At 44.1% G+C, this 23,805-nt stretch carries 28 protein-coding genes and 5 pseudogenes; 14 read left to right on the forward strand and 19 right to left on the reverse strand.

What is annotated here, in order from left to right; translation table 11 throughout:
- Positions 1–62 precede the first annotated feature (62 nt).
- From AC0IYG_RS26830 to AC0IYG_RS26840, 3 genes and pseudogenes are all read left to right on the forward strand, one after another.
- On the forward strand, positions 63–536 hold the full coding sequence (locus AC0IYG_RS26830; RefSeq protein WP_471714173.1) for a DUF6934 family protein: 474 nt from the start codon (positions 63–65) through the stop codon (positions 534–536).
- Positions 537–652: 116 nt separating this feature from the next.
- A complete protein-coding gene (locus AC0IYG_RS26835) occupies positions 653–1,489 on the forward strand; it encodes a glycoside hydrolase family 16 protein (protein WP_471714174.1) in 837 nt (278 codons plus the stop codon).
- Positions 1,490–1,524: 35 nt separating this feature from the next.
- Positions 1,525–3,299: pseudogene (locus tag AC0IYG_RS26840) on the forward strand (DNA polymerase III subunit gamma/tau).
- Between the two features lie 5 nt (positions 3,300–3,304).
- Here AC0IYG_RS26840 and coaE read toward each other — a convergent pair.
- The 10 genes from coaE to AC0IYG_RS26890 form a co-directional block, all read right to left on the reverse strand.
- Positions 3,305–3,904: a dephospho-CoA kinase gene (gene coaE, locus AC0IYG_RS26845; RefSeq protein ID WP_471714175.1), complete on the reverse strand. Its 600-nt coding sequence runs from the start codon at positions 3,902–3,904 to the stop codon at positions 3,305–3,307.
- On the reverse strand, positions 3,901–4,320 hold the full coding sequence (locus AC0IYG_RS26850) for a hypothetical protein (RefSeq protein WP_471714176.1): 420 nt from the start codon (positions 4,318–4,320) through the stop codon (positions 3,901–3,903). The genes coaE and AC0IYG_RS26850 overlap by 4 nt, the downstream gene beginning before the upstream one ends.
- On the reverse strand, positions 4,262–4,651 hold the full coding sequence (locus tag AC0IYG_RS26855; RefSeq protein ID WP_471714177.1) for a hypothetical protein: 390 nt from the start codon (positions 4,649–4,651) through the stop codon (positions 4,262–4,264). The genes AC0IYG_RS26850 and AC0IYG_RS26855 overlap by 59 nt, the downstream gene beginning before the upstream one ends.
- Before the next feature lie 9 nt (positions 4,652–4,660).
- Positions 4,661–4,963: a preprotein translocase subunit YajC gene (yajC, locus tag AC0IYG_RS26860; protein ID WP_471714178.1), complete on the reverse strand. Its 303-nt coding sequence runs from the start codon at positions 4,961–4,963 to the stop codon at positions 4,661–4,663.
- Between the two features lie 50 nt (positions 4,964–5,013).
- Positions 5,014–5,454, reverse strand: coding sequence for a DUF1573 domain-containing protein (locus tag AC0IYG_RS26865; RefSeq protein WP_471714179.1), 441 nt, complete (start codon positions 5,452–5,454; stop codon positions 5,014–5,016).
- A 9-nt stretch (positions 5,455–5,463) separates the two neighbouring features.
- Positions 5,464–5,766: a YtxH domain-containing protein gene (locus AC0IYG_RS26870; RefSeq protein ID WP_471714180.1), complete on the reverse strand. Its 303-nt coding sequence runs from the start codon at positions 5,764–5,766 to the stop codon at positions 5,464–5,466.
- Between the two features lie 34 nt (positions 5,767–5,800).
- Positions 5,801–5,959 carry a transcription antitermination factor NusB gene (locus AC0IYG_RS26875; RefSeq protein WP_471714181.1) on the reverse strand — a complete coding sequence of 53 codons (159 nt, stop codon included), beginning with the start codon at positions 5,957–5,959 and terminating at the stop codon, positions 5,801–5,803.
- 25 nt (positions 5,960–5,984) lie between these two features.
- On the reverse strand, positions 5,985–6,152 hold the full coding sequence (locus AC0IYG_RS26880) for a transcription antitermination factor NusB (RefSeq protein ID WP_471714182.1): 168 nt from the start codon (positions 6,150–6,152) through the stop codon (positions 5,985–5,987).
- Positions 6,153–6,177: 25 nt separating this feature from the next.
- Positions 6,178–6,660 carry a hypothetical protein gene (locus AC0IYG_RS26885; protein ID WP_471714183.1) on the reverse strand — a complete coding sequence of 161 codons (483 nt, stop codon included), beginning with the start codon at positions 6,658–6,660 and terminating at the stop codon, positions 6,178–6,180.
- 114 nt (positions 6,661–6,774) lie between these two features.
- Complete coding sequence (locus AC0IYG_RS26890) at positions 6,775–6,966, reverse strand: hypothetical protein (protein ID WP_471714184.1); 192 nt, start codon at positions 6,964–6,966, stop codon at positions 6,775–6,777.
- Positions 6,967–7,209: 243 nt separating this feature from the next.
- On the opposite strand from AC0IYG_RS26890, the pseudogene AC0IYG_RS26895 reads away from it, so the two are divergent.
- A pseudogene (locus AC0IYG_RS26895) lies at positions 7,210–9,013 on the forward strand (ABC transporter ATP-binding protein).
- 3 nt (positions 9,014–9,016) lie between these two features.
- Here AC0IYG_RS26895 and AC0IYG_RS26900 read toward each other — a convergent pair.
- Entirely contained in the window at positions 9,017–9,550 is a 534-nt protein-coding gene (locus AC0IYG_RS26900) for a S24 family peptidase (protein ID WP_471714185.1), read from the reverse strand.
- 34 nt (positions 9,551–9,584) lie between these two features.
- Positions 9,585–9,785 carry a helix-turn-helix domain-containing protein gene (locus AC0IYG_RS26905; RefSeq protein WP_471714186.1) on the reverse strand — a complete coding sequence of 67 codons (201 nt, stop codon included), beginning with the start codon at positions 9,783–9,785 and terminating at the stop codon, positions 9,585–9,587.
- 139 nt (positions 9,786–9,924) lie between these two features.
- Between AC0IYG_RS26905 and AC0IYG_RS26910 the strand changes: the two genes are divergently transcribed.
- From AC0IYG_RS26910 to AC0IYG_RS26930, 5 genes and pseudogenes are all read left to right on the forward strand, one after another.
- Positions 9,925–10,149, forward strand: coding sequence for a Y-family DNA polymerase (locus AC0IYG_RS26910; RefSeq protein ID WP_471714187.1), 225 nt, complete (start codon positions 9,925–9,927; stop codon positions 10,147–10,149).
- Positions 10,139–10,189: pseudogene (locus tag AC0IYG_RS26915) on the forward strand (hypothetical protein); the annotation flags it as partial. The gene AC0IYG_RS26910 and the pseudogene AC0IYG_RS26915, both read left to right, overlap by 11 nt.
- 71 nt (positions 10,190–10,260) lie before the next feature.
- Complete coding sequence (locus AC0IYG_RS26920; protein ID WP_471714188.1) at positions 10,261–10,752, forward strand: DNA polymerase Y family protein; 492 nt, start codon at positions 10,261–10,263, stop codon at positions 10,750–10,752.
- A 10-nt stretch (positions 10,753–10,762) separates the two neighbouring features.
- Complete coding sequence (locus AC0IYG_RS26925; protein WP_471714189.1) at positions 10,763–10,915, forward strand: DinB/UmuC family translesion DNA polymerase; 153 nt, start codon at positions 10,763–10,765, stop codon at positions 10,913–10,915.
- A gap of 54 nt (positions 10,916–10,969) precedes the next feature.
- Entirely contained in the window at positions 10,970–11,161 is a 192-nt protein-coding gene (locus AC0IYG_RS26930) for a hypothetical protein (protein WP_471714190.1), read from the forward strand.
- A 15-nt stretch (positions 11,162–11,176) separates the two neighbouring features.
- On the opposite strand, the pseudogene AC0IYG_RS26935 reads toward AC0IYG_RS26930, so the two are convergent.
- A pseudogene (locus tag AC0IYG_RS26935) lies at positions 11,177–11,477 on the reverse strand (HigA family addiction module antitoxin).
- Positions 11,478–11,487: 10 nt separating this feature from the next.
- A complete protein-coding gene (locus AC0IYG_RS26940) occupies positions 11,488–11,769 on the reverse strand; it encodes a type II toxin-antitoxin system RelE/ParE family toxin (protein ID WP_471714191.1) in 282 nt (93 codons plus the stop codon).
- 93 nt (positions 11,770–11,862) lie between these two features.
- Here AC0IYG_RS26940 and AC0IYG_RS26945 point away from each other — a divergent pair, with 93 nt between their 5' ends.
- From AC0IYG_RS26945 to AC0IYG_RS26960, 4 genes are all read left to right on the forward strand, one after another.
- Positions 11,863–12,273: a PHP domain-containing protein gene (locus AC0IYG_RS26945; protein WP_471714192.1), complete on the forward strand. Its 411-nt coding sequence runs from the start codon at positions 11,863–11,865 to the stop codon at positions 12,271–12,273.
- An 89-nt stretch (positions 12,274–12,362) separates the two neighbouring features.
- Complete coding sequence (dnaE, locus tag AC0IYG_RS26950; RefSeq protein ID WP_471714193.1) at positions 12,363–14,801, forward strand: DNA polymerase III subunit alpha; 2,439 nt, start codon at positions 12,363–12,365, stop codon at positions 14,799–14,801.
- A 69-nt stretch (positions 14,802–14,870) separates the two neighbouring features.
- The gene (locus AC0IYG_RS26955) at positions 14,871–15,344 is read left to right on the forward strand and encodes a hypothetical protein (RefSeq protein WP_471714194.1); all 474 of its coding nucleotides are present in this window, start codon (positions 14,871–14,873) and stop codon (positions 15,342–15,344) included.
- Positions 15,345–15,408: 64 nt separating this feature from the next.
- Entirely contained in the window at positions 15,409–18,219 is a 2,811-nt protein-coding gene (locus tag AC0IYG_RS26960; protein WP_471714195.1) for a M16 family metallopeptidase, read from the forward strand.
- A 47-nt stretch (positions 18,220–18,266) separates the two neighbouring features.
- Here the strand turns inward: AC0IYG_RS26960 and AC0IYG_RS26965 are convergent, their stop codons facing one another.
- Both AC0IYG_RS26965 and AC0IYG_RS26970 read right to left on the reverse strand, forming a co-directional pair.
- Positions 18,267–18,500 (reverse strand): DUF3820 family protein, encoded by a 234-nt coding sequence (locus AC0IYG_RS26965; RefSeq protein ID WP_471714348.1) that lies wholly within the window; start codon positions 18,498–18,500, stop codon positions 18,267–18,269.
- A gap of 27 nt (positions 18,501–18,527) precedes the next feature.
- Positions 18,528–19,982: pseudogene (locus AC0IYG_RS26970) on the reverse strand (nicotinate phosphoribosyltransferase); the annotation flags it as partial.
- Positions 19,983–20,120: 138 nt separating this feature from the next.
- Here AC0IYG_RS26970 and AC0IYG_RS26975 point away from each other — a divergent pair.
- The gene (locus AC0IYG_RS26975) at positions 20,121–20,378 is read left to right on the forward strand and encodes a helix-turn-helix domain-containing protein (protein ID WP_471714196.1); all 258 of its coding nucleotides are present in this window, start codon (positions 20,121–20,123) and stop codon (positions 20,376–20,378) included.
- Positions 20,379–20,453: 75 nt separating this feature from the next.
- Here AC0IYG_RS26975 and AC0IYG_RS26980 read toward each other — a convergent pair whose 3' ends face one another.
- The 3 genes from AC0IYG_RS26980 to AC0IYG_RS26990 form a co-directional block, all read right to left on the reverse strand.
- The gene (locus AC0IYG_RS26980; protein ID WP_471714197.1) at positions 20,454–21,938 is read right to left on the reverse strand and encodes a glycine--tRNA ligase; all 1,485 of its coding nucleotides are present in this window, start codon (positions 21,936–21,938) and stop codon (positions 20,454–20,456) included.
- 227 nt (positions 21,939–22,165) lie between these two features.
- Positions 22,166–22,615, reverse strand: coding sequence for a hypothetical protein (locus tag AC0IYG_RS26985; RefSeq protein WP_471714198.1), 450 nt, complete (start codon positions 22,613–22,615; stop codon positions 22,166–22,168).
- 38 nt (positions 22,616–22,653) lie between these two features.
- Positions 22,654–23,718, reverse strand: coding sequence for a DUF6973 domain-containing protein (locus tag AC0IYG_RS26990; protein ID WP_471714199.1), 1,065 nt, complete (start codon positions 23,716–23,718; stop codon positions 22,654–22,656).
- Between the last annotated feature and the right edge of the window lie 87 nt (positions 23,719–23,805).

The raw sequence follows: 23,805 nt of genomic DNA on the forward strand, positions 1-23,805 counted from the left end.
TTTTCATAAATTGGTAAAAAGGTGTATGTTTGGGCATTGTTACACACACTTATTTATATTTGATGCAAGAAACAACTTACCCATTTACGCTTCAAGAACGCGAAGTTCGTTATGAATTTGTCAGCGTAAGTCCAGAAAAGGAAGTAATAAAGGTCGTTCTTTTAACTTTGACCGATAATATTCACGTTTATAATTTAGCCTTACTGGACGTTTTAGAAGACGGAAGACTGTGCGACATTGTTGAAACCAAAAACGGAGACTTCAAGATTGTACTAGCCACCGTTTTCAAAATCATAATTCATTTTCTCGAAGGAAAACCAGCTCATTATGTCGTATTTTCGGGTAGTGACCCTCGACGGCACCGACTTTACCGAATGGCTCTTTCCCGAGACTTAGAAGAAATTTCAAAGATGTTTAGAGTCTTGGGAATAGCAAACAGCATTTTGGAGGAATTTTGCTGTGATACAAATTATAAATATTATCTAATCGGAAACTATGAAAGAGAAACAAAAACAGGGAACGGCAAATCTTCATGATCACCCGATCGTGCAGAGAAAACTTGCAGAGGTTAATGAAATGTTGCGAACCACTGATTTATCGATACTATCTGATAGAAGGAAAGAGAAGGCAAATACTGACAAAAATTAAACGAATGATCGTACCGCAATTCGCAATGCTAATCAATGTGCTTTTCGGCTGTGGACAACCACTGGACTCAACGCTTGCTGCCAAGCCAGCGAAATACGAGTTCGCTGCCACACCTTCCTGGCAAGATGAATTTGACTATTCCGGCAAGCCTGATCCGAAAAAGTGGAGTTATAACCTGGGTGATCATGGCTGGGGGAATAATGAGTTGCAGAACTATACGGATCAGATCAAAAATGCCAAGGTTGAGAACGGGCATTTAATCATTGAAGCGATCAAGGAAAAGTCCGGAAAGCTGGATTATAGCTCTGCGCGGCTGGTCTCGAAGGGAAAAGGCGATTTCCTTTATGGCAAGTTTGAAATTAAGGCGAAACTGCCGAAAGGCCGCGGCACATGGCCGGCGATCTGGATGCTGGCAAGTGAGAATGGTTATGGAAACAGAGGCTGGCCCGACAATGGAGAAATTGATATTATGGAGCATGTGGGCTTTGATCAAAACAAAGTACATGGGAACATTCATACAAAGGCCTTCAACCATTCAATCCGGACCAACAAAGGAAATAATGTAGTTGTGGAAGGCGTTTCTGAGGGCTTTCACATTTACTCCTGCGAATGGACACCTGAAACGGTGAAAATCCTGCTGGATGGCAAAGACTATTTTACTTTTACCAAAGAAGCAGGCTACGACTGGCCGCAATGGCCTTTTGACAGACCTTTTCATTTAATTTTAAATATTGCCGTCGGAGGCAATTGGGGTGGACAGAAAGGTGTGGATGACAGCATTTTCCCTCAAAAAATGGAGATCGATTACGTCCGTGTTTACCCGCTCGTCGAGAAAAAGTAGCTTTGAAATTCCAGTGCATGGAAGTATCTTGCAGCATGGATAATTTCGTTGTTTCGGCCAGAAAGTATCGCCCTGTCACTTTCGATTCGGTGGTCGGCCAGTCACACATCACTACAACATTAAAAAATGCAATTCGCACCAATCACCTTGCGCAGGCCTTCCTTTTTTGCGGGCCCAGGGGTGTAGGAAAAACAACTTGCGCGCGGATTTTGGCCAAAACCATTAACTGCCAAAATCTTGGTGACGACGTTGAAGCATGCGGCGCGTGCGAATCTTGTGTAAGCTTTCAAAACAATGCATCGTTCAACATTCACGAGCTGGATGCTGCCTCCAATAACTCTGTTGAAGACATTCGAAACCTGATCGATCAGGTTCGCTATCCGCCTCAAACGGGCAAATACAAGATCTACATTATTGATGAGGTGCACATGCTTTCACAGGCTGCGTTCAATGCTTTTTTGAAGACATTGGAAGAGCCGCCGGGTTATGCCATTTTTATCCTGGCTACAACCGAAAAGCATAAGATTTTACCGACCATTCTTTCACGTTGTCAGATCTTCGATTTTAACCGCATTCAACCGAAAGACATTGCCTATCACTTGGCTGATATTGCTCAGAAAGAAGGCATTGAAACGGAAAAAGAAGCATTGGAATTGATCGGTCAAAAGGCCGACGGCGGTTTGCGCGATGCGCTTTCCATGTTTGATTTGAATGTGACGTTTTCCACAGACAACCGGCTTACTTATGAGGCGGTTCTGGAAAATCTGCACATTCTGGATTACGATTATTATTTCAAGATCACAGATGCGCTTACGTCCGGCAGCATTGCACGCTCGCTCGTTCTGTTCGATGAAATTTTGAGAAAAGGCTTTGACGGCCACCTGTTTGTGGTCGGACTTTTAGAACATTTTCGCAATCTGCTCGTTTGCAAAGATCCGCAAACGGTTACGCTCTTGCAGGTTTCCGAATCGGCTGAAAGAAAATATCAGCAGCAGTCGGCTAATGCGGATATGAGCTTCTTACTGTCGGCGCTTAGCATTGCCAGCCAGTGCGATATCAATTATAAATCAGCTAAAAATCAGCGTTTGCATGTGGAGCTCTGCTTAATGAAGCTCGCTAATCTGCCGCATGTTCTTCAACTTAATTCACTTGCAGCCGTTGATGAAACGGCAAAAAAAAAGTTGAGCCTGAACCCAGAACATTAAATCCCGAACCTCCGACACCCTCCGAAACGTCATCCAATGGCATTTCCAACAACAGCTTAGCGAATGCTAAACCCACCGAAGCGCCTGTTCGTCAGGCCCCTACCCCGTCTGCACCCTCGCGTCTGAAAAACACCATCGCGCTTGCACCTGTCACTTCCACAGTCGAAACGGTGGTTAAGGAGGCATTGCCCGACTTGAACGATCAGCAATCAGCTTTTACTTCGACTAATGCGCGCAAGGAAGCATTGACATTTGAAACGCTGCAAACGCATTGGTATGAATTTGCTGAAAAAAGGAGAATGGCCGGGAATTCGACAACGGAAGAAATCAGTCTGAACAAAGAATTCAAATTATCGGGCACGACGATTGAAATTGCACTGGATAACACGCACCAGCTGGAAGCAATTAACAATGTTCGATATGATTTGCTGAGTTTCCTGAAAGGCAAAATCGATGCGCCTAAGCTCGAAATCAACCCGCGCGTTGCGCCGCAGGAAGTAAATCGGCTTCCTTATACGCCGGCTGAGAAGTTCAATTATATGGCGGAGAAAAACCCTTATTTGCTGGAATTGAAGCACGCTTTGGGATTGGATGTTGACTTCTAATCTACTTATTTGCCCACTTTAAAAATCTCGTGAAGTTGGAGAATCTGCGGGATTAAAGGCGTTTTTTCATCATTAGTAACTGTATAATCAGCCACTTTACTGCGCTCTTCATCTGAGATTTGTCTCTCAATAATCGCTTTAATCTGGTCTTCGCTGCGCTTATCCCGCTGCAATATTCGCTTAATCCGCAGTTCCTTTGGCGCTTCAACAACGACCACATAATCAAGTGAATTTCGGTCGCCCGCTTTGTTCATTATTGCCGCTTCTTTCAAAACATAGGGACTATCGGAATGCGTTTTTACCCAGCGCTCCGTGTCTTGCATAACCACCGGATGAATGATGCCATTTAACGCTGTTAACAGATTTTCATCTTTAAAAACAATCGAGCTTACATAACCTGTGTCATAAGAACCGTCGTCTTTGTAAGAATCGGCTCCCAGTAAAGCGATGACACGCTCCCTAATGTCGGGATCATTGTTTGTCAGCCACTTAGCGCGGTTATCGGCGTTATAAATAGGAATTCCCAGACAGGAAAACAGTTGGCAAACCACACTTTTTCCCGAGCCAATTCCACCTGTTATTCCAATTTGAAGCGGCTGAGTCATGACGCGAGCAGGTTGTAATGCAGACGAAAGAGTTTATTGAGGCGGCGCTTCACCCTGAGGCGGAAGCGCATTGAGAATTTGGGCAACCTCGAAACTAATGTAAACATCCCGATGGCTGACTTCCACCATAGGCGAAACCGGAAGCGGAATGGCAGGCTTTCGTCGAAATTATTTTGAATCTTGGGAGTTGGCACAGAAACGCGGATGGTGTCCGGATAAGTGCGAATGACCGAAATTGGCCCATCAACGGAAATAAGCGACGGCGAAACATTGATAATGCTGGAAATAACATATCCGTCGCGCAAATTGATCGCTGCACTGTCCACCCTGATCGGAATGATCTTCCTGATTTTTCTTTCAAAATTCAGCTCGAATGTATCGGCGATCACATAGTTTACATGAAGGTTGGGAAACAATTCGGTGATCTGATCCGTCAGTGTCGTTGAATTGATGAAACTTGATTTGGTCAGGATTGTTAACTTTGTAAACCACCGGATTAGCATTAAAGTTAAGCCATGATTTTTGGAGCAATGTCCATCCGTCACCCGACACATTCACCGAAATTCTTTTTGGCAAAGGCTGCATAGGAACAAAAGCTGCATTATCGTACTCGATTTCGAGCGGATAATTGAGCTTAATAGAATAACTATCCTTGTTCAGCACATTCATTAACCAGAAGAACGAGGCTGCCAGAATGCATACGAGAAATGTCTTAACTTTATTTTGTCCTGATGGTGCGTTACTCATAACCTGACTTTACGCTGCAATCGTGCGTGCAACGGCTGATTTGTCCACGGTAAGCTTTACACCTTTGTCCAATTCCAATGTAACTGTGGCATCTTCTACTGTGTAAACCCGCGCATGGATCCCGCCTATTGTAACGACCTGATCACCTTTTTTAAGATTACCAAGAAGTTCTTTCTGCTCTTTCTGCTTCTTTTGCTGCGGACGGATCATGAAAAAATAAAATACGCCAATAATACCAACCCACATCACAACCTGATAAATCATGGCTTCTGAACCGCCGGACGCTGCTTGTGCTAAAATAGAAAACTTCATTATAATGGATTGATTAGTAAATATTTAGCCTCACGGCTCTTCTAGGAACGTTAGTTTGTAGCTTCGGGTGCAGGCGCTGAATTCACAATGCCTTTGAGCCGCAACTCAGTGTATGCAGGTTCTGTATTGGCATAAACGGTTATCGTTTTTACCTGCGGACCTGTTTTATTTTTTGTATCGAACCGCACCTTAATGCTCGCTGTTTGTTTTGGGCCAATAGGATCTTTGGGCCATTCCGGCGTTGTGCAGCCGCAAGATGAAGTAATGTTATTCAAGATCAGCGGATATTCCCCATCATTCCGGAATTTGAAATCATGCTCTACAACCGCACCTTCCTGAATTGCACCAAAATCAAATGAAGCGCTGTCAGTCAAAGCAAAAACAGGCATTTTTGAGTCTGCCTGTTTTGAATCTTCTTTTTTGTCTCCTTTTGAACAGCTGGCAAATGCAACCGAAATAACGAGCAGGAAACCCAATGATAATCTTCTCATATCAATTAATCAGCTGGCCTGCCCTTTGATCTGTGCCATTAAACGGTCTACATCTTCAAGTAATTTCTCTGCTTTTTCACGTGCGTCATTTACAACACGCTCTCCCTCAGTCTTTGTAAAATTGTCAGGCTGATCTTTTTTATCAACGAGATCTTCAATCACGTCTTTCAATTTTTCTCTGTATTTGGAAAGCCTGTATGTCAGTTGTGTGCGCAGGACCTCTCCTTTATCAGGTGCGTAAAGAATGCCCAGGGCAGCGCCTGTTACACAACCTGTCAAAAATGCGATTAAACTATTGCTGGTTTTACTCATGACATTTGGTTTTTAGCTGTTGTTATGATGCAGCTCATTTGTTGTCGATCAATCCCCGGCCGCTTTTTCTGATTACGCCTTCTTTTGCGAGCTTAACAGAAAGCACGTCGAGGACGCCATTCACAAACTTACCGCTTTTTGGCGTACTGTACCTTTTTGCTATTTCAATGAATTCGTTGATTGTCACTTTCACTGGAATTCCCGGAAAATGGATCAGCTCAGGCCAATGCAGTTTTCAGAATGATCAAATCGACCAATGCTATCCGGTCAAGCTCCCAGTTTTTAAGGTGCTCATCCAGATAAACGTCATATTGATCACTTTCTTCTACTACGATTCGGCAAAGCTCTTCAACGAAAAACCGATCTTCTTCCCAATCTTTGGTCAAAGGCGACAGCTGAAAAGATGCGCCGTCATCCGCTGATCTTAATGTTTTGATAGCAGAGACTTCTGATCAGCTCACTGTGATCAACCCAGTAAAGGTCGCGCTGCTCAAAATAATCCAACGGCACTTCATGCTTCAATATTATCTGACGCAAAACATGCTGCACAATGGCCTGATCTTCTTCCGGCGTGTGTGAAGCACTTTTACAATAAGCTTCATATGTTTCATCCTTACGCAATGCTTCGCGGTAAGTTTTGCGGACCAGGTTCATTTCATTGCTCCAATTGATCCCGTTCCTGATAATTTCTTCTTCAAGTGTTTTATCAGCAACCAAAACTTTGATTACCCGGTTAGTATCCAAGCCGCCATCTTTTGGAAAAGGCGCTTCCGGATCATCATAACGTCTTTCACGGTCTATTTTTGCCTGATGCGACAATTCGATCAGCATGGAAAGAACCCTTATAAAATCCACATAAATGGATTCCGTCTCATTCAAAACACGACGGACCATTTTCTCGCCATCCGAAGTCGTTTGTCTCCTGAAAGCTTCAAAAGCACTTCTTGCAACTTTAATTACTTGCTCAGGAACCTCTTGTCTTCGTTAAGTTTCCCGTTTTTAATAAATTCATCCAGGGCAATTCCTGAGCTTTCTCATTCCCGCAAGCTTCGTCCGGTTCTGCGGCTCCATTGAGTTAAGGTCCGGTTGAAAAGCGGCTTCAATGTGATCCAAGGCCAGTAAACGGTTGGCATCCGTAGTAAGCTGACGGGCATAAAGTGCCTGAACGGCCTTAGTTCTTAATAATCTTCTATTCAGCATAAGCCGGAACACTAATTGGATAAAAGGTACAGTAAATCAAAGAACGTGATCTGCGTTTAGCAAGGTTGTTTTGATGCTGAACCCTGCATTTTTGTTTAAAATTGACCGCAAAAATAGACTATTTTGTTTAGAATCGAAAAAATGAAATGCCGTCTTTTAATTTTGCAACGATTTGAAACGATAGGATGTTGGTTAGTTATTCCCCGTCAAGCTTAGGAGATCCGCAGACTAAAATAATATATAGTGAAAGCATTAAAGTACCTGAACCAGTACTTATGGAAATACAAATGGTATCTGATCCTCGGAACCATTTTTACAATTATTTCTAACCTTTTTGGCATTATACCAGCGCAGCTTGTGCGGTATGCACTCGATCTGGTGATCGAGACGCTTGACATTTACTATCTCTTCAATGGTGCTTCACTGCAAAGTGAGATGTACAATATTTTCGCATTCAGCATTCTGCTTTATGGCTTGCTGATCCTGCTTGATGGCGCACTCTGGAAGGGATTTTCTCTATTCCTCGTGCGGCCAGACCATTATCAGAGTAATGTCGCGGCATCATTGAGTTCGAGCTTAAAAACGACATTTACCAACATTATCAGACTTTACCCGCCAGTTTTTCCGCCGTCACCAGCACCGGAGATTTAATCGGCCCGTATTTCAGAAGATGTAAGCAATGTGCGGATTTATCTGGGCCCTGCGCTCATGTATGGAATCAAACCTGATTGTGCTGTTTTTCCTCGTCATTTCCTACATGCTTTCGGTAAGCACCAAGCTCACAATTTTTGTTTTGCCGCCGCTTCCCGTGCTTTCGAATCAGCGTGTATGTGGTGATAAGAAGGATGCATCATGAAACGCTCACAGGCCTGATACAGAAGCAGCTTTCCGGACTTTCAACTTACGTGCAGGAAGCATTTTCAGGAATTCGTGTGATTAAATCGTTTGTGCAGGAAAAGCATTCATTTACGAATTTCGAAAAAGAGGCCGAAGATTTTAAAAACAAATCGCTCAGTCTGACGAGTGTGGACGCATTCTTTTTCCCGATCATTATGCTGCTGATCGGGTTCAGCAATGTGCTCGTTATTTATGTTGGCGGTCAGGAGATTATCAACGGAAACCTTACGCCTGGAAATATTACTGAATTCATTCTGTATGTCAATATGCTGACCTGGCCGGTGGTGGCCAGCACTGGCTGGACCACGAGTCAAATACAGCGTGCAGCTTCGTCACAAACGCGTATTAATGAGTTTTTGAATGAAAAAACGACATTGGTTTCTGTGAAGAATCTGCAAAAACCTGTTGAAGGCAAAATCACTTTCAGGAATTGTCGGATTTGTTTATCCTGATTCAGGCATCAAAGCATTGCATGATTTTGATCTGGAAGTAAAGCAAGGCGAAACTGTTGCCATACTAGGAACAACCGGTTCCGGAAGAAAGCGCCCTCGCGCACTTGCTATGCCGACTTTACGATCCGACCGAAGGGGAAATTCTGATCGATGACATTCCAATGCGTGATTATGACGTGCACGCCTATCGCCGACAAATTGGTTATGTGCCGCAGGACGTGTTCCTTTTTTCTGATTCGATTGAGAACAATGTTCGTTTCGGAACAACGGATATGCCTTTCGAAAGGATTGAGCAAGCTGTTAAAGATGCGGACCTTTACAACAACATTATTGATTTCCCGCAGGGTTATCAAACCATGCTTGGTGAGCGCGGCATCACCCTTTCCGGCGGTCAAAAGCAACGTCTCTCGATTTCAAGAGCCATCGCCCGCGACCCCAAAATCCTGGTTTTGGATGACTGTTTATCAGCTGTCGACACAAACACAGAGAACATTATCCTAAACAACATGAAACGCATCATGGATCAACGCACATCCGTGATCATTTCACACCGCGTATCGTCCGCCAAACTAGCCGACCGCATCGTTGTCCTAGACGAAGGCAAAATCATAGAACAAGGCACCCACACCGAACTCATGGCCCTCAATAAGGCTTACAAGGAATTGTACGAAAAGCAGCTTGTTGCGGAAGAGGCTTAGGGGTTACTGAGCTTTCACCAACTTCTTCATCTCCTCTTTCAATTCCTTCATTTCCGTGTGCAGGCTTAGCAAGCTAACTTGTTTTGTGTCGGCTTCGAGGTCGAATGTCAGCTTACTATTGACGATCCAGATTTCTTTTATCTCGTTCCGATCCAGGCGGATTGGGCTGTATTCAGGGTTTGACGAAATTAGATTGATGAATGTTGACTCAGCTTCCTTATGTATTTTTTTAACCAAAATACTGTCAACCGTCACCACGACATAAATCTGCTTCGGATTGAGATCTTCCCAATCGTCCAACGCTTTCCCAACAATCCATTCGCCCGAATGCAGCACGGGCATCATACTGTCGCCATCCACCTGAAAACCACGGAACGTAGCATTGCGATATTCCGGCAAAGGAATTGAGAACGCAGGCAATGTTTCAAACCATTGCGCATCGCCGATGTTATTAGGATAACCCGCGGCGGCTTTGGCGCTCACCAGCACTATGTTATCCTTTCCCGCGTTGTCCACAGTAACCACTTTCGGGCTCATAGAAATCTGCTCGGCCTGCAAATATTTTTGCTTACTATCGCCGAACGAACCAAAGCGGGTTAATGTGATATTTCTTTAAAAGCTCCTTAACAACCTGTCCTGGAATCCGCGTCCTGCCCCTTTCAATGTCAGCGGTTGTGGCGCTGATGCCCAATTCCTCTGCGAATGCAGACTGGGTCATATTCAATTCTTCCCTTATTTGCTTAAAGCGCTTGAACTCTTCGTCGATCTGCATGTCCGGCTAATCAAGTCAAAAAAATGTTAACTCCTTATGAATGGCAAACATACGAATTTTTTTGGAATATTTCCTTTTTATTTTTGGACATGCTCCATATATTTGGAAATAATCCATAAATTTGTAAAAATTCCAAATCATGGAGCGAACAATATTACATCTCGACCTGGATACATTCTTTGTATCCGTTGAGCGAAAGCACGATAGCAGACTGAATAACAGGCCAGTGCTCGTTGGCGGGACGGGCGATCGCGGCGTTGTGGCAGCTTGCAGTTACGAAACCAGGCCATTCGGCGTCCATTCGGGGAATGTCCATGAAAATGGCCAGACTACTATGCCCCGAAGCAACGATTATCCGTGGTGATGCAGGGTTATATTCGACGGAATCGAAAGTCGTGTCGGAGATTATCAGTCAGACGGTTCCAGTGTTTGAGAAAGCCAGCATTGATGAGTTTTACGCAAGTATCTGTCGGGGATGGACAAGTTTTTCGGGACTTATCAGCTTGCTACGAATCTTCGGGAGCAGATCAAAAAGGAAAGCGGACTTCCTATCTCCTGCGGACTTTCGACGAGCAAGGTTGTATCGAAAGTTGCAACCGGCGAGGCAAAACCTGATAACCACAAAAAGGTGGATGCAGGAACAGAAAAGAGCTTTTTGGCGCCTATGCATGTGCAAAAGATCCCGATGGTGGGTGACAAGACAAACAAGATCCTTTATAACATGGGGATCAAGTATGTGAAAACGATTCAGGAAATGCCCGTTGAAATGATGGGTGAAATTTTAGGCAAAAACGGCATAATGCTTTGGAATAAAGCAAATGGCCTGGACAACTCCCCTATCATTCCCTTCCACGAGCGAAAATCAATTTCTAATGAGCGGACTTTTGGAAAAGATACGGGTGACGTGAAAAGAATGCGGGAAATGCTTCGGGCAATGGGGGAAAAATCTGGCTTATCAACTGCGTAATGGCAATAAATTGACATCATGTGTTTCTGTCAAGATCCGCTATTCCGACTTTAACACATTTTCGAAACAGGTAAAAATCCCCTACGCTTCCGCCGATCATGTGCTGATCCCGCAAATCGAGCGGTTATTTGACCAGCTTCATAACCGGAGAAATGGATGGTGAGGCTGAGTCGGGGTAAATTTCAGTGATCTGGTGACCGGTAATCACCAGATTAATATGTTCGACGATTCTGAGGAAAAGCTAAATCTTTATCAGGCAATGGACTATATAAGAAACAGATACGGAACCGACAAACGTGGAAATGCAATCCTGAGCTGGGGCACAACAATCGGCATTCCAAACATTTCCAGCATGGGAAACCCCTTCAACGGCGATCCCCCAATCATCCCCGCGCACAGGAACGCGTGATTGCCAATATACAACTCATGCTGCCTGCTGTTCAAGTGTTTTTATATTTTCTAAATCCTGAAAAATCAAATGCTGCTCTTCTTCCAAGTCAAAGTCATCTTGCAAGCCAAGCCAAAATTTGGCCGATGTTCCGGAATATGTACCTGAAACGGAGTGCAGTGTCCGCAGTTATCCTCCTGCGGCCTTTGATAATCTCGCTGATCCTGGTTTGGGGAATAGCGGTGTCTTTGGCTAGTTTATAAGCAGAAATGCCCATTGGAATTAAAAACTCCTCGGCAAGGATTTCACCGGGATGAATATTACTAAGTTTTTCCATTACGCTGATTTTAATGATAGTCTACAATGCTTACGTCAGATGCATTTCCGTCCAGCCATATGAACACGATTCGCCACTGATCATTGATTCTTATACTGTAAAAATCTTTCGTTTTGCCCGAAAGCTTTTCCAAGCGGTTGGCAGGAGGAACTCGTAGATCAGTCAGATTTTGAGCATTATTCAACATTCTCAGCTTTCTGCGGCCTATCGCCTGAATTTCGAACGGCATTTTTGTGACTGTTTCCCCGAGCCATATTTTCTCAGTGTTTTTAGACGAAAAATTCAAGATCATACCGTAGTGCGTTAGTAACGTCAAAAGTAAGTAAAAAAGTTTGTTTCCTTAATCGCATGCTACTCAACTGTCATTCTTATTTCAGCCTTCGCTTTGGGACGATTCCGGAACAGGAATTGCTTCCAGTTAACGAGGGAAAATGGTTACGGCTGCATCGCCCTGACCGATATTAATAATACGTCGGGGTGCCTGAATTTTATCAGGATGGCATCCAAATATGATATTAAACCCATTGTTGGGATTGATTTCAGGAATGGTGCGCGCCAGCAGTTTGTCGGGCTGGCAAAGAATAATGCAGGTTTTCAGCAGTTAAACACTTACTTATCAAAACATTCTCACCAAAAAGTAGCATTTCCGGACGAAGCTCCCGAGCTTGAAAACGTAGCCTTTATTTATCCATTTGAAACATTGTCATTGGCAAAAAGACAAAAGCTTTTGCCTAACGAATACGTGGGCGTTGGCATCAAAGATCTAAACAGGATTCGCTTCTCCCCCAATATTTAAGCATTAAAGAATAAGCTGGTCGTTTTGCAGCCGCTGACCTTTCGCAACAAGCGTGATTTTAGCATGCACAGGTTGCTGCGTTCCATTGATTGCAATACGCTCCTGAGCAAGCTGCCCGCGACAGACACTTGCCGAAGAATCCGAACAAGATCGTTCCTTTGAAAGTGCTTGAATATCATTTCAAGGAAAAAGATTTTGATTTCATCATTCACAACACGCAAAAATTGATGGAAGAATGCAGCATTCAATTCAATTTCGGCGACGAGCGCGAGCATCAAAACCTGCGGATTTACGGGGCAAGTGAAAGAGATGATTATCAGCGGCTTTCGTCTTTGAGTTATCAGGCATTGGGCTATCGTTATGGTGATCATGTGACAGATGATATTTTCGACCGAATTGCCATGGAGCTTGATCTGATCCAGAAGCAGAACTTCGTGCCATTTTTCCTGGTCAATCATGACATTATCAGTTATGCCCGCCAGCAAGGTTATTACTACGTCGGAAGGGGAAGTGGCGCCAACAGCATTGTGGCTTACTTGCTGAATATCACCAATGTGGACCCGATTGAGCTGGATCTTTATTTTGAGCGTTTCATTAATTTACACCGGAAAAATCCACCCGATTTCGACATTGATTTTTCATGGCGTGACCGCGAAGATGTGACCAGATACATTTTCGAAAAATTCGGTAAAAACGGCCAGACTTCGCTTCTCGCCACTTATAGCACTTTCCAGCATAGTGCAGCGGTTCGTGAATTGGGCAAAGTTTTCGGATTGCCAGCTTATGAAATTGACACTTTAAGCAATGGAAAGTTTGATCCCAAAAAACTGGATCAGATCAGCAGTCTGGTTGTGAAATATGCGGGTTACCTCCAAGAAAATAATCAGCCGAATCATTTGAGCATTCACGCCGGTGGGATCCTGATTTCGGAGCGGCCGATACATTATTTCACAGCGACGGATTTACCTCCAAAAGGGTTTCCTACGACCCAGTTTGACATGGTGATTGCTGAGGATGTGGGACTGAATAAATATGATATTCTGGCGCAGCGAGGACTTGCAAAAATCAAGGAAACGCTGGAAGTGATTCGTTACAACCGCCCGGAAGAGCCACCGATTGACATTGATGATGTTAAGAAATTCAAGAAAGATCCGAAGATTAATGAGCTCATCAAGCAGGCGCAATGCATTGGGTGTTTTTATGTGGAATCTCCCGCCATGCGCATGCTTTTGCGCAAGCTGGAAGTAGACAATTATCTGGGGTTAGTCGCCGCAAGTTCCATTATCAGGCCAGGCGTGGCCAAAAGCGGCATGATGCGCGAATATATTTTACGCCATCAAAATCCAGAAAAAATAAGCGAAGCGCATCCAAAACTGCTCGAACTGATGCCTGAAACTTATGGCATTATGGTTTACCAGGAAGACGTGATCAAGGTTGCCCACTTTTTCGCAAAACTCACCCTAGGCGAGGCAGATGTGATCCGCCGCGGGATGAGTGGAAAATTCCGTGGTCGTGACGAATTCGAGCGGGTTAAAAAGAAATATTTTAAAAACTGTGCAGACCTGGGTTACGAGCCGCAGACTACGCAGGAAATCTGGAACCAGATCGCAAGTTTTGCCGGATATGCATTCGCCAAAGGACATTCCGCCTCTTATGCGGTTGAAAGTTATCAGACGCTTTTTTTAAAAGCGTACTATCCATTGGAATATATGGTTGCGGTGTTGAACAATGGCGGCGGTTTTTATAGTCCGGAGCTCTATTTACACGAAGCGCGGATGATGGGTGCGACGATCCTTGCACCATGCGTGAACCACAGCCATGCGCAAGCGGTGATCGAAGGGAAAGACATTTACCTGGGATTGCAGTTTTTGAATGAAATCGAAGAAAAGACGATCCATAAAATTCTGGCTGCACGCGCACAGGATGGCGAATTTACCTCTCTGAACAATTTCATAGATCGCGTGCCGATTTCTATTGAGCAGCTGACAATCCTGATCCGCATTGATGCGTTCCGGTTTTCGGGCATTAATAAAAAGACATTGCTTTGGAAAGCACATTTCAGGTTGAGCAAAACACCCGCAAAAGTGCCTCAAAAGCAGTTATTCCATACTGAGGTGAAAGATTATGAATTGCCAACATTCCATTCTTCGCCCATTGACGATGCTTATGATCAGATAGAACTGCTTGGATTTGCGCTTTGCAGTCCGTTTGATATGCTTAAAAACGGGTTGCCGAAAAGTGTGATGAGCAAAGATTTGCATCATTACATTAACCGCGAGGTTGTTCAATATGGTTATCTGGTTGCTGTAAAAAATACGCGCACCTCAAAAGGCGAAACCATGCAATTCGGGACTTTTCTGGATCAGGAAGGCCATTTTATAGACACAGTGCATTTTCCGCAAGTGGCTGCAAAATTTAATTTTGCTGTAAAAGGCGTTTATAAAATACGTGGCGTCGTTATGGAAGAGTTTGGCTTTTTGACCATCGAAGTGATCGAAATTACGAGGATGGATTCGGCAATGCGGTAGTGAAATGAAGTGAACGTGCATTTATTCCTAAAAAAGCATCATATTGAATTTAAACTCATCAAAAAAAGAATGAAAAAGCAAATTCAAATAATGCTCCTGGCAGTAATTGTGCTCAGCGCATGCGCTAAAAAAACGGAGGAAAATCAAGACACGGACGCCGATTCGACGGCTTTAAGCGAATCCGTGAATGTTGAAAACGATGCCAACTGTTTTGCATATCAAGAGAAGGGTGACTCTGCTTTCATGAAAATGACGATAACTGACGGCGTTGTCGCTGGCGACTTATCTTATGCACTCGCGGAAAAAGACAAGAATAAGGGGACAATTGACGGAAAATTGATTGGCGACACATTGCTTGTCAATTATAAATTCATGTCCGAAGGCGTGGAATCGACGCGTGAAGCGGCATTTTTGAAAAAGGGAAATGATTGGGTTGAAGGATTTGGTCCCGTGGAAGAAAAGCAAGGTGCAATGCATTTTAAAGACAGGTCGAAACTTAACTTTGATAACGGCTTGACATTTAAAGCCGTCGATTGCAATTGACCGGGAAAAGTTCAGGTTTTTAAATAACTTTCGCCGTCGCGAATATTAAATAATGTAACAACAAATGAAAAAGGCGCTTATTGCTTTGTGCATTGCCGGAATAGGAATTTGCCCGCTCAGCAATGTTTTTGCTCAGGATTTATCAACACAGAAAATCCCGCTTGACCCATCCGTCCGCATTGGAAAGCTGAAAAACGGGATCACTTATTATATCAAAAAGAATGCGGAACCTAAGAACCGAGCAGAGCTGCGGCTGGCTGTAAAAGCGGGTTCGGTGCTGGAAACCGATGCGCAGCAGGGACTGGCGCATTTTATGGAACACATGAACTTCAACGGAACAACCAATTTCCCAAAAAACGAGCTGGTGAATTTTCTTCAAAAAACGGGCGTGCGATTTGGTGCTGATTTGAATGCATACACCGGATTTGACGAGACAGTTTACATGCTTCCTATTCCAACGGACTCTGTTGGATTGCTCGATAAAGGTTTACAAGTTCTGGAAGATTGGGCTCATGGCGCATTGCTGGATCCTGCTGAAATAGAAAAAGAGCGGGGCGTTGTTCTGGAAGAATCCAGAATGGGACGTGGTGCTCAGCAACGGATGCGTGACAAATTCCTAAAAGTAATCCTTAACAATTCCCGCTATGCCGAGCGACTTCCGATCGGCAAGGACAGCATTCTGAGCACATTTAAGCCAGAAACGATTAAAGCATTTTACAAAGATTGGTACAGACCTGATTTGATGGCTGTGATTGCGGTGGGTGACTTTGACGTGGATAAAGTCGAAGCGACGATCAAGCAAAAATTCAGCTCAATTCCTGTTCCTGTTAATGCCAAAAAACACGTTAAATATGACATTCCGCTTGACGGATCTACGCAAGTTGCAATTGTAACAGATCCTGAGTATCCACAAAATCTGATTCAGCTCATTTATAAGCAGCCGAATAGTAAGGAAAAATCATTGAAAGACGTCCGTGACAACTTTGCTCAGGCCTTGTACAATTCCATGATGGCTCAGCGCATGCAGGAATTGACGCAGAAAGCCAATCCACCGTTTTTATATGGTGACAGTCAATATGGCGACTTCCTGGGAGACCTCGATTCTTACACTTCCGTAGCCTTGGCCAAAGACGCGGCTTCAATGAAAACGGCATTAACTGCTTTGCTAGAAGAGAATGTGCGGGTTCAAAAATTCGGCTTCACGCAACCTGAACTCGATCGGGCGAAGAAAGACTTTTACACATCAATCGAGCAATACTATAAGGAGCGGGACAAAACGAAATCGGCAAATCATGTTCAGGAATATCTTGATCATTTCTTGCATGAAAATCCGTTCATGGGTCCCGAGGCCTATTTTGAGTTTGTCAAAAAACACCTGGACCGTGTAAAATTAGCCGAGATTAATGGGTTGGCTAAGAAATACATTACAGACAAAAACAGGGCCGTGGTGGTTATGGGCCCCGAAAAGAGCAAGGACGAGCTGCCTAAGGAAGCTGAAATCCGTCAGCTTTTGATTGAAGCGGGTAAAGATGTAACTGCTTATGTCGATGATGTTGTGGACGCACCATTGTTGCCTGCGGAGCCTAAACCGGGCAAGGTCACTGGTGAGAAAGCATTGGAAAAACTGGGCGTAACAGAGCTTACTCTTTCGAATGGCGTAAAAGTGCTATTGAAACCAACTGACTTCAAAAACGACGAAATACTCATCAAGGCAACCGGAAAGGGCGGTTATTCTTTGTTCCCAGACGAACGCGAAACAGGCGTTTTTTCAAGTTATCTGATACAATCCGGCGGCGTTGGACCTTATAATCAGACGCAACTTCAAAAATTTCTTGCGGGGAAAACAGCCAGCGCAGGGCCGTATCTGAGCGAACTTACAGAAGGGATCGGCGGCAGCACAAGCCCGAAGGATTTGGAAACAACATTACAATTGATTTACGCCTATTTCACGGCGCCCAGAAAAGATGCGGATGTCGTAACCGGCATTCTGGCAAATCAAAAGGCTTATCTGGAAAATATGCAGAAAACGCTTACACCAGAGAAAGTCTACTCCGATTCGCTGAATGCGGTTCTTACCAGCTATAACCCTAAGCGTAAGCCTCTTACGGCCGAAAGCATTGATAAAGTAAGCCTGGACAGAGCGGTGGAAATGTATAAAGACCGGTTTGCGGACACGTCGGATTTCGTGTTCACGTTTGTGGGCGCATTCAAAAATGAGGAAATCAAGCCGTTACTGGAAAAGTATCTGGGCGGACTTCCATCGACAGACCGTGACGACACATTTATACATCCGAACATTTTTCCACCAAAAGGTAAAATCGAAAAAACGATCTATAAAGGGCTGGAACCAAAGAGTCGCGTGACGTTGGTTGCTAGTGGAGAATACGAATATAACCCGGAAAACAACATTCAAATTGAGGCATTGCAGGAAGTGCTGCAAATCAAACTTATTGAGGCGCTGCGCGAAGAGGAAAGTGGCGTTTACGGCGTAAGTGTCTCAGAAGCAACAGAAAAATTCCCATCAGGACATTATCGGTTTAGTGTAGGCTTCGGATGCGCGCCTGAGAATGTGGACAAGCTTGTTAAGCGCACAAATGAGGAAATCGAAAAAATAAAGAAGAACGGTGCTGATTCAAAAGACATTGAGAAGTTCGTTGCAGAATCGCAGCGTAAGATGGAAACTGCTTTGAAAACCAACAGTTTTTGGCTCAATTACCTGGATGATAACACGTTTTTGGGAGATGACCTGAACGAGATCTTCTTGCAAGATAAGTTACTCAAATCGATCACGGTTGCCAGCACAAAAGCCGCTGCTGAAAAATATTTCAGTGATGACAACATGATCAAAGTGGTGCTGATGCCTGAGAAAAAGTAATTGTAGCGACTCCCAAAAAGGCAATGCTTTTTTGGGAGTCGCTTATTTTAGCTCATTTTGCGCAGTTTATATAGCAGTGATTCCAAGCCATTGATCTTGATTTCATACATTGTGCTGAGGAGCATGCCTAGTTTTCCGGCAGGAAATCCCTGGCGCTGAAACCATTCCAGGTAAGACACGGGCAAGTCGGCGATCAGCATATCTTTGTGTTTGCCAAAAGGCATTTTGTATTGAAGCAGCTCTTTCAATAATGCCGGATCCGGCAATGGGGCTTCTTGCATATAAAGAATGTTTAAGATTGGTTCGCAGCTCTTGAACTGCATAATAAGGTTCGTTTTCATATCAAACAGGCCTTTTTCAAGTCCCACCGGATAAGTATGCGGATTGACAAACCGCTTGATCCCTTTGTGAAAGTGCCGGAGTTGCTCTTGAACGCGCGCGCGTGTTTCATGCACAGACGGCAATGTATACACCAACTCTCCTTTCACAAAAACAGGCACAAGCAAATCCTCAAAGCGCATTTCTGCTGAAAAGGACCTGTTTCTGGTAAAATCGTATGGGTCGACCATTGTCGGTTTGGCATCGATGGGCGTTTCAATGTTAAAGATCATATCTGAAACAAAACCCTTATCATCCCGAAATCGGCGCACCTGCTGAATGCCGGGAGTGGAAACCTTAATGGCTTGCTCGGAAAGTTTGAGCTTATAATCCCAGTCTCCTGATGCTGTTTTGATGGCCGCCAATTTATAAACGCCTCCCAATGCAGGCTGATCATATGCGGTAACCAGCTTCGTCCCGATTCCCCAGACATTGATTTTTGAGCCCTGAATTTTCAAGCTGTCCATAATGTGCTCGTCCAGGTCGTTACTGGCAACGATATTCGTTTTTTCGAATCCAGCCTCGTCTAACAATTTCCTGGCTTCAATGCTTAAATAGGCCAAATCTCCTGAATCGAGCCGTATTCCATTAAGGTCATAACCTCGCTCCCGGAGCTGCTGCCCAACTTTTATCGCATTTTTTACACCATTGAGCGAATCATATGTATCCACGAGCAAGGTTACATTATTCGGCATAAAATCAGCGTAGGTTTCGAATGCTTCCAGTTCGCTGTCAAATGACATGACCCAGCTGTGTGCATGCGTGCCCTTCACCGGAATGTCGTAAACTTTGCCGGCAATAACATTGGAAGTCGCATCAAAACCACCAATGTAAGCGGCCCGGCTGGCGGTTACTCCCCCATCCGGCCCCTGTGCACGCCGCAAACCGAATTCCAGCAATGCATCCTCCTTTGCGACAAGCCGCATGCGAGCTGCTTTTGTGGCGATCAATGATTGAAAATTAATAAGGTTTAAAAGTGGCGTTTCCAGCAATTGACATTGCAAAATAGGCCCTTGAATGCGTATTAAAGGCTCATTTGGAAAAACCACGGTTCCTTCCGGAATGGCGTGAATGCTGCATTCCAATTTCATGGTCCGCAAATATTCCAGAAATCCAGGTTCGAAAAGCTTTGAACCATCCGTGCCCGTTAATGATCCAATGTATTCCAGATCTGCCTCGCTAAATCGATATTCGTTGAGATAGTCAATTACGCTGCTCAAACCGCAGGCAACGGTGAAACCGCCCTGGAAAGGATGTTTCCTGAAATAAAGATTAAAGACGGCTTCCTGCTCTGCCTTACCTGCTTTCCAATAGCCATAAGCCATGGTAAGTTGGTAAAGATCAGTCAGTAAGCTTAGTGATGTGTCATATAACTTGTTAATCATGCGCGCTTTTTGGTGTTAACGAACCAACTATTTAGGAAAAAATCCCGACTATGTCTAGTCTTGAAGATCTGGAATGACCTGCAAATTCGTATGTTTTGTTAAAGCTGTCATTAAACCGGCAAACTAAACCAACGCTTCATGACACAAACAATCGATGCAAAAATCAGATCGGTAGCTCATAACATTCGTAAGATCAGAGAGTTTCGCAATTACACGCAGGAATATCTCGCAATGAAACTAGGCATTTCCCAAAATGCTTACAGTAAAATAGAGTTGGGTTACACGCGCCTGACATTAGAGCGGTTGATACAAATTGCTCAAATTTTGGGTGTGGATGTAGTTGATCTGATTAATGAAAATTCCGAAGATTTGGTGCGCCTGCATACAACGAAGTAAGATGCGCAAATGAATCAATTACAAAAAAGGGCTGCTTCTTCACAGAAACAGCCCTTTCTTCTATATAATGATCTTTCAAATTGCTTCCAGAATGCGCTCAATAGCAACCTGATATCCGATTTTTTCCTTCAATTCGCTGATCGCGACACGCTCCTGCTCCATTGTATCACGATGGCGGATCGTAACGGTGTCATCTTCCATCGTCTGGTAATCAACCGCAATGCAAAACGGCGTTCCGATCAAATCCTGACGGGTGTAACGCTTTCCGATCGCCGCACCGTCATCATAAGTTGTTCTGAAAGATGACTTTAAAGAATTGGCAATCGTCTGCGCTTTTTCGGCTAATCCATCTTTTTTAACCAAAGGAAGCACAGCAACTTTAAATGGTGCCAGTGCGGGATGCAATTTCAGATAAGTCCTTTCTTTCACATTATCGCCCTCACCCACTGTTTCAACAGTATATGCATTGCAAAAAGCGGCAAGGAAAAGCCTGTCCGCACCGACAGAAGTTTCTACAACATAAGGAATATAATTTCCGTAAGGCTTGCCATTTTCATCGAGATCCGAATCAAAATACTGCTGCTTCTTTTTCGAAAGCTCCTGGTGATTCCTCAAATCAAAATCTGTCCGGGAGTGGATTCCCTCCATTTCTCGGAAACCAAATGGGAACTGATACTCGATATCAACCGCTGCATTAGCATAATGCGCAAGCTTTTCATGGTCATGGAATTTCAATTTTTCAGCAGGCAGACCGATCGCCTTGTGAAACTTCATCCGGGCCTCTTTCCAGCTTTCGTACCAAGCCATTTCGGTGCCAGGGCGAATGAAAAATTGCATTTCCATTTGTTCAAATTCCCGCATACGGAATGTAAACTGGCGCGCAACGATCTCATTTCTAAATGCTTTACCAATCTGAGCGATACCAAAAGGGATTTTCATCCGTCCGCTTTTCTGAACATTCAAGAAGTTAACGAAAATCCCTTGGGCCGTTTCCGGACGCAAATAAATCAGGTTAGAATCCTCAGCAACAGAACCCACCTGCGTGCTGAACATCAGGTTAAACTGACGCACTTCTGTCCAGTTGGCTGTTCCGGAAACCGGACACTTTATATTTTCGGCAATGATCAGCTCTCGAACACCGTTCAAATCTTCCGCACTCAGTAACCGGCCCATTTCAGCCAGTAATGCTTGCGCTTTTTCAGGCTGACCTTCGGCTTCATATTGCTCAGCTTTGCCTTCCAGCAACTGATCCGCACGATATCTTTTCTTCGAATCCTTGTTATCGATCATCGGATCATTAAAACCATCCACGTGACCGGAAGCTTTCCAAGTCAGCGGGTGCATGAAAATGGCCGCGTCTATGCCGACAATGTTGTCGTGCAACTGCGTCATGGCCTTCCACCAAGCCGCTTTAAGGTTATTTTTCAATTCAACACCATTCTGACCGTAGTCATAAACAGCTTGCAATCCATCATATATTTCAGAAGAGGGAAACACAAAACCGTATTCCTTGGCATGCCCAACAATGTCTTGTAAAGAAGTAGCAGGTGCTTGGTTCATTCTATTTGTTTAAATCGATTAAAAACGACAATTGATTCCACTAAAATCAGGTAATTGGCAAAATTAGGGAATTTGACGTCAAAGCGGCAGGAAGGTGGCAATTTTTAGAATTTCCAAGGTTTGCCAAGTCAATTACAGCGAAGGACTGCCGCTTGTCTTCACCTGGATAAACGAAAACTCAATTGCCGGCAAATCGCTCTGCCGGCAATTGATGTGTCATCTGTCGTTCAATTTCCAACAATGCTGTTCGTTTTCACGTCATAGATTGGGCGGTTTAGAATTAAGAGACTATCGTATTTGCTTCCGATACTTCCTATGTCGTCTATATCAGAAAAATGTAGTTTCTGATGAACCAGCTTCTGTAATGTTAGCTCGTCAACCTCTCTAAACTGACTAGACCAACCACTTCCCGGATCACTGGACAGGGTCAAAAGTTTCAGCCCCGGAACGTAATTGATGACAAACCTTGCATTTCCCTTCGCAATGACCTCGTAAACCGACCTGTCTTTATTACTATTCATGTAATGTTCATACAAATTTGGAATTGCCTCAGCCCTTTCTTTCTCACGGTCATCTCCGTCCAAATACAATGACACAACGTCGAAATCCGGTGTCTTTTGACAGCTAGCTAAAAGCAACGCTGTATATATCAAAAAATATAATGACTTTTTTTTCATTGGATGAGCTGTAAATTGATTTCAAGAAGTGACAATAATCAAGGGACAACATGTACCAAATGCTGGTTTGGACTATATAAATTGTTATACAGGTTGTTCCATGTAACTGAATTGTCTCCACCGTGCCAGTTCAAAATATCTGTCATGCTGTGCATTGCACAGGAATTAGCTTTATTCAACATGTTGTTTAGAATGTCATTGACACTTGGCATACTTCTGAAAGGGCCAAATCCCCATGAGGTCTCGTTCGACATCCATTCCCTAGCCGACATGTTGTTATGAAGATCCATGGCCGCGTCTTTATCATGAATTTGATTGCCATCATTCGTTAATTCATGTTTGGAACATCCATCCTGAGTAAAATCAACAGCTTGATTCTCGCTCGCTGGCGATCCCTTTAAAATGAAACGAATGGATAAAGCATTCCAAATTGAGTGCTTAAAGGCATTTCCTTTATTGCCAACTCCTGCGCTTCCGAAAGATGCGGTCGCCATGGCATCAGCGTCTTTTGCTGCCTGCACATACCATTGGGCATAACCGGGATTTAAGAGTAGATGATTCTTTTCCGGTGTAGTTAGGCCACCCGAGTCGGGCCCTAAAATTTTACCACGCTCAGCCTTTGAACGCTCAAAAGCAACCACCTCAGCAACGACTTCGCGCTTGCATAGTGTTTGGTAAAAATCGTAGACGATCGCTCGCTTTTCGTTTGCTTCTTCCAGCGTTTCAATGTTGGGAAAATCTGTTAAGACCCGCTCCAAATCCTTTTCCAAAATTCCTTCCTCAGAAGTGATGACAGGATAGTTGGCGTTGTGTTTCACCAGAATTGGCAGTAACTCTTCATAAGTGATGCCGGTCGATTTACCAGAGGTCTTTGCATGCTTTGCTTGCGAGAGCCGCTCATAGTAAAGATCAAACTCTTCCTGTGTCTGATCAAATAACTCCTTCGGGAAATCTGCCGGAATGACGACTCGCTCTCCTTTGAAAGCAATAACTTCCGTTGCTGTCACCGGAGCCACTTTTACGTCTGCATCAGGTTCGTTACAGGACAAAAAAGCAAGGCTCGAAAACCCAATAACAACCGCCCGCTTTAAAATTAATTTCATAAATTCATACGGTTTAAATAGTGAAAGATTATTTGAACGCTTGTCGTCCCGCCCTTCCGACGCCAATCTCGGGGCGGGACTTTCTTT

The organism is Dyadobacter sp. AC419, assembly GCF_979253085.1.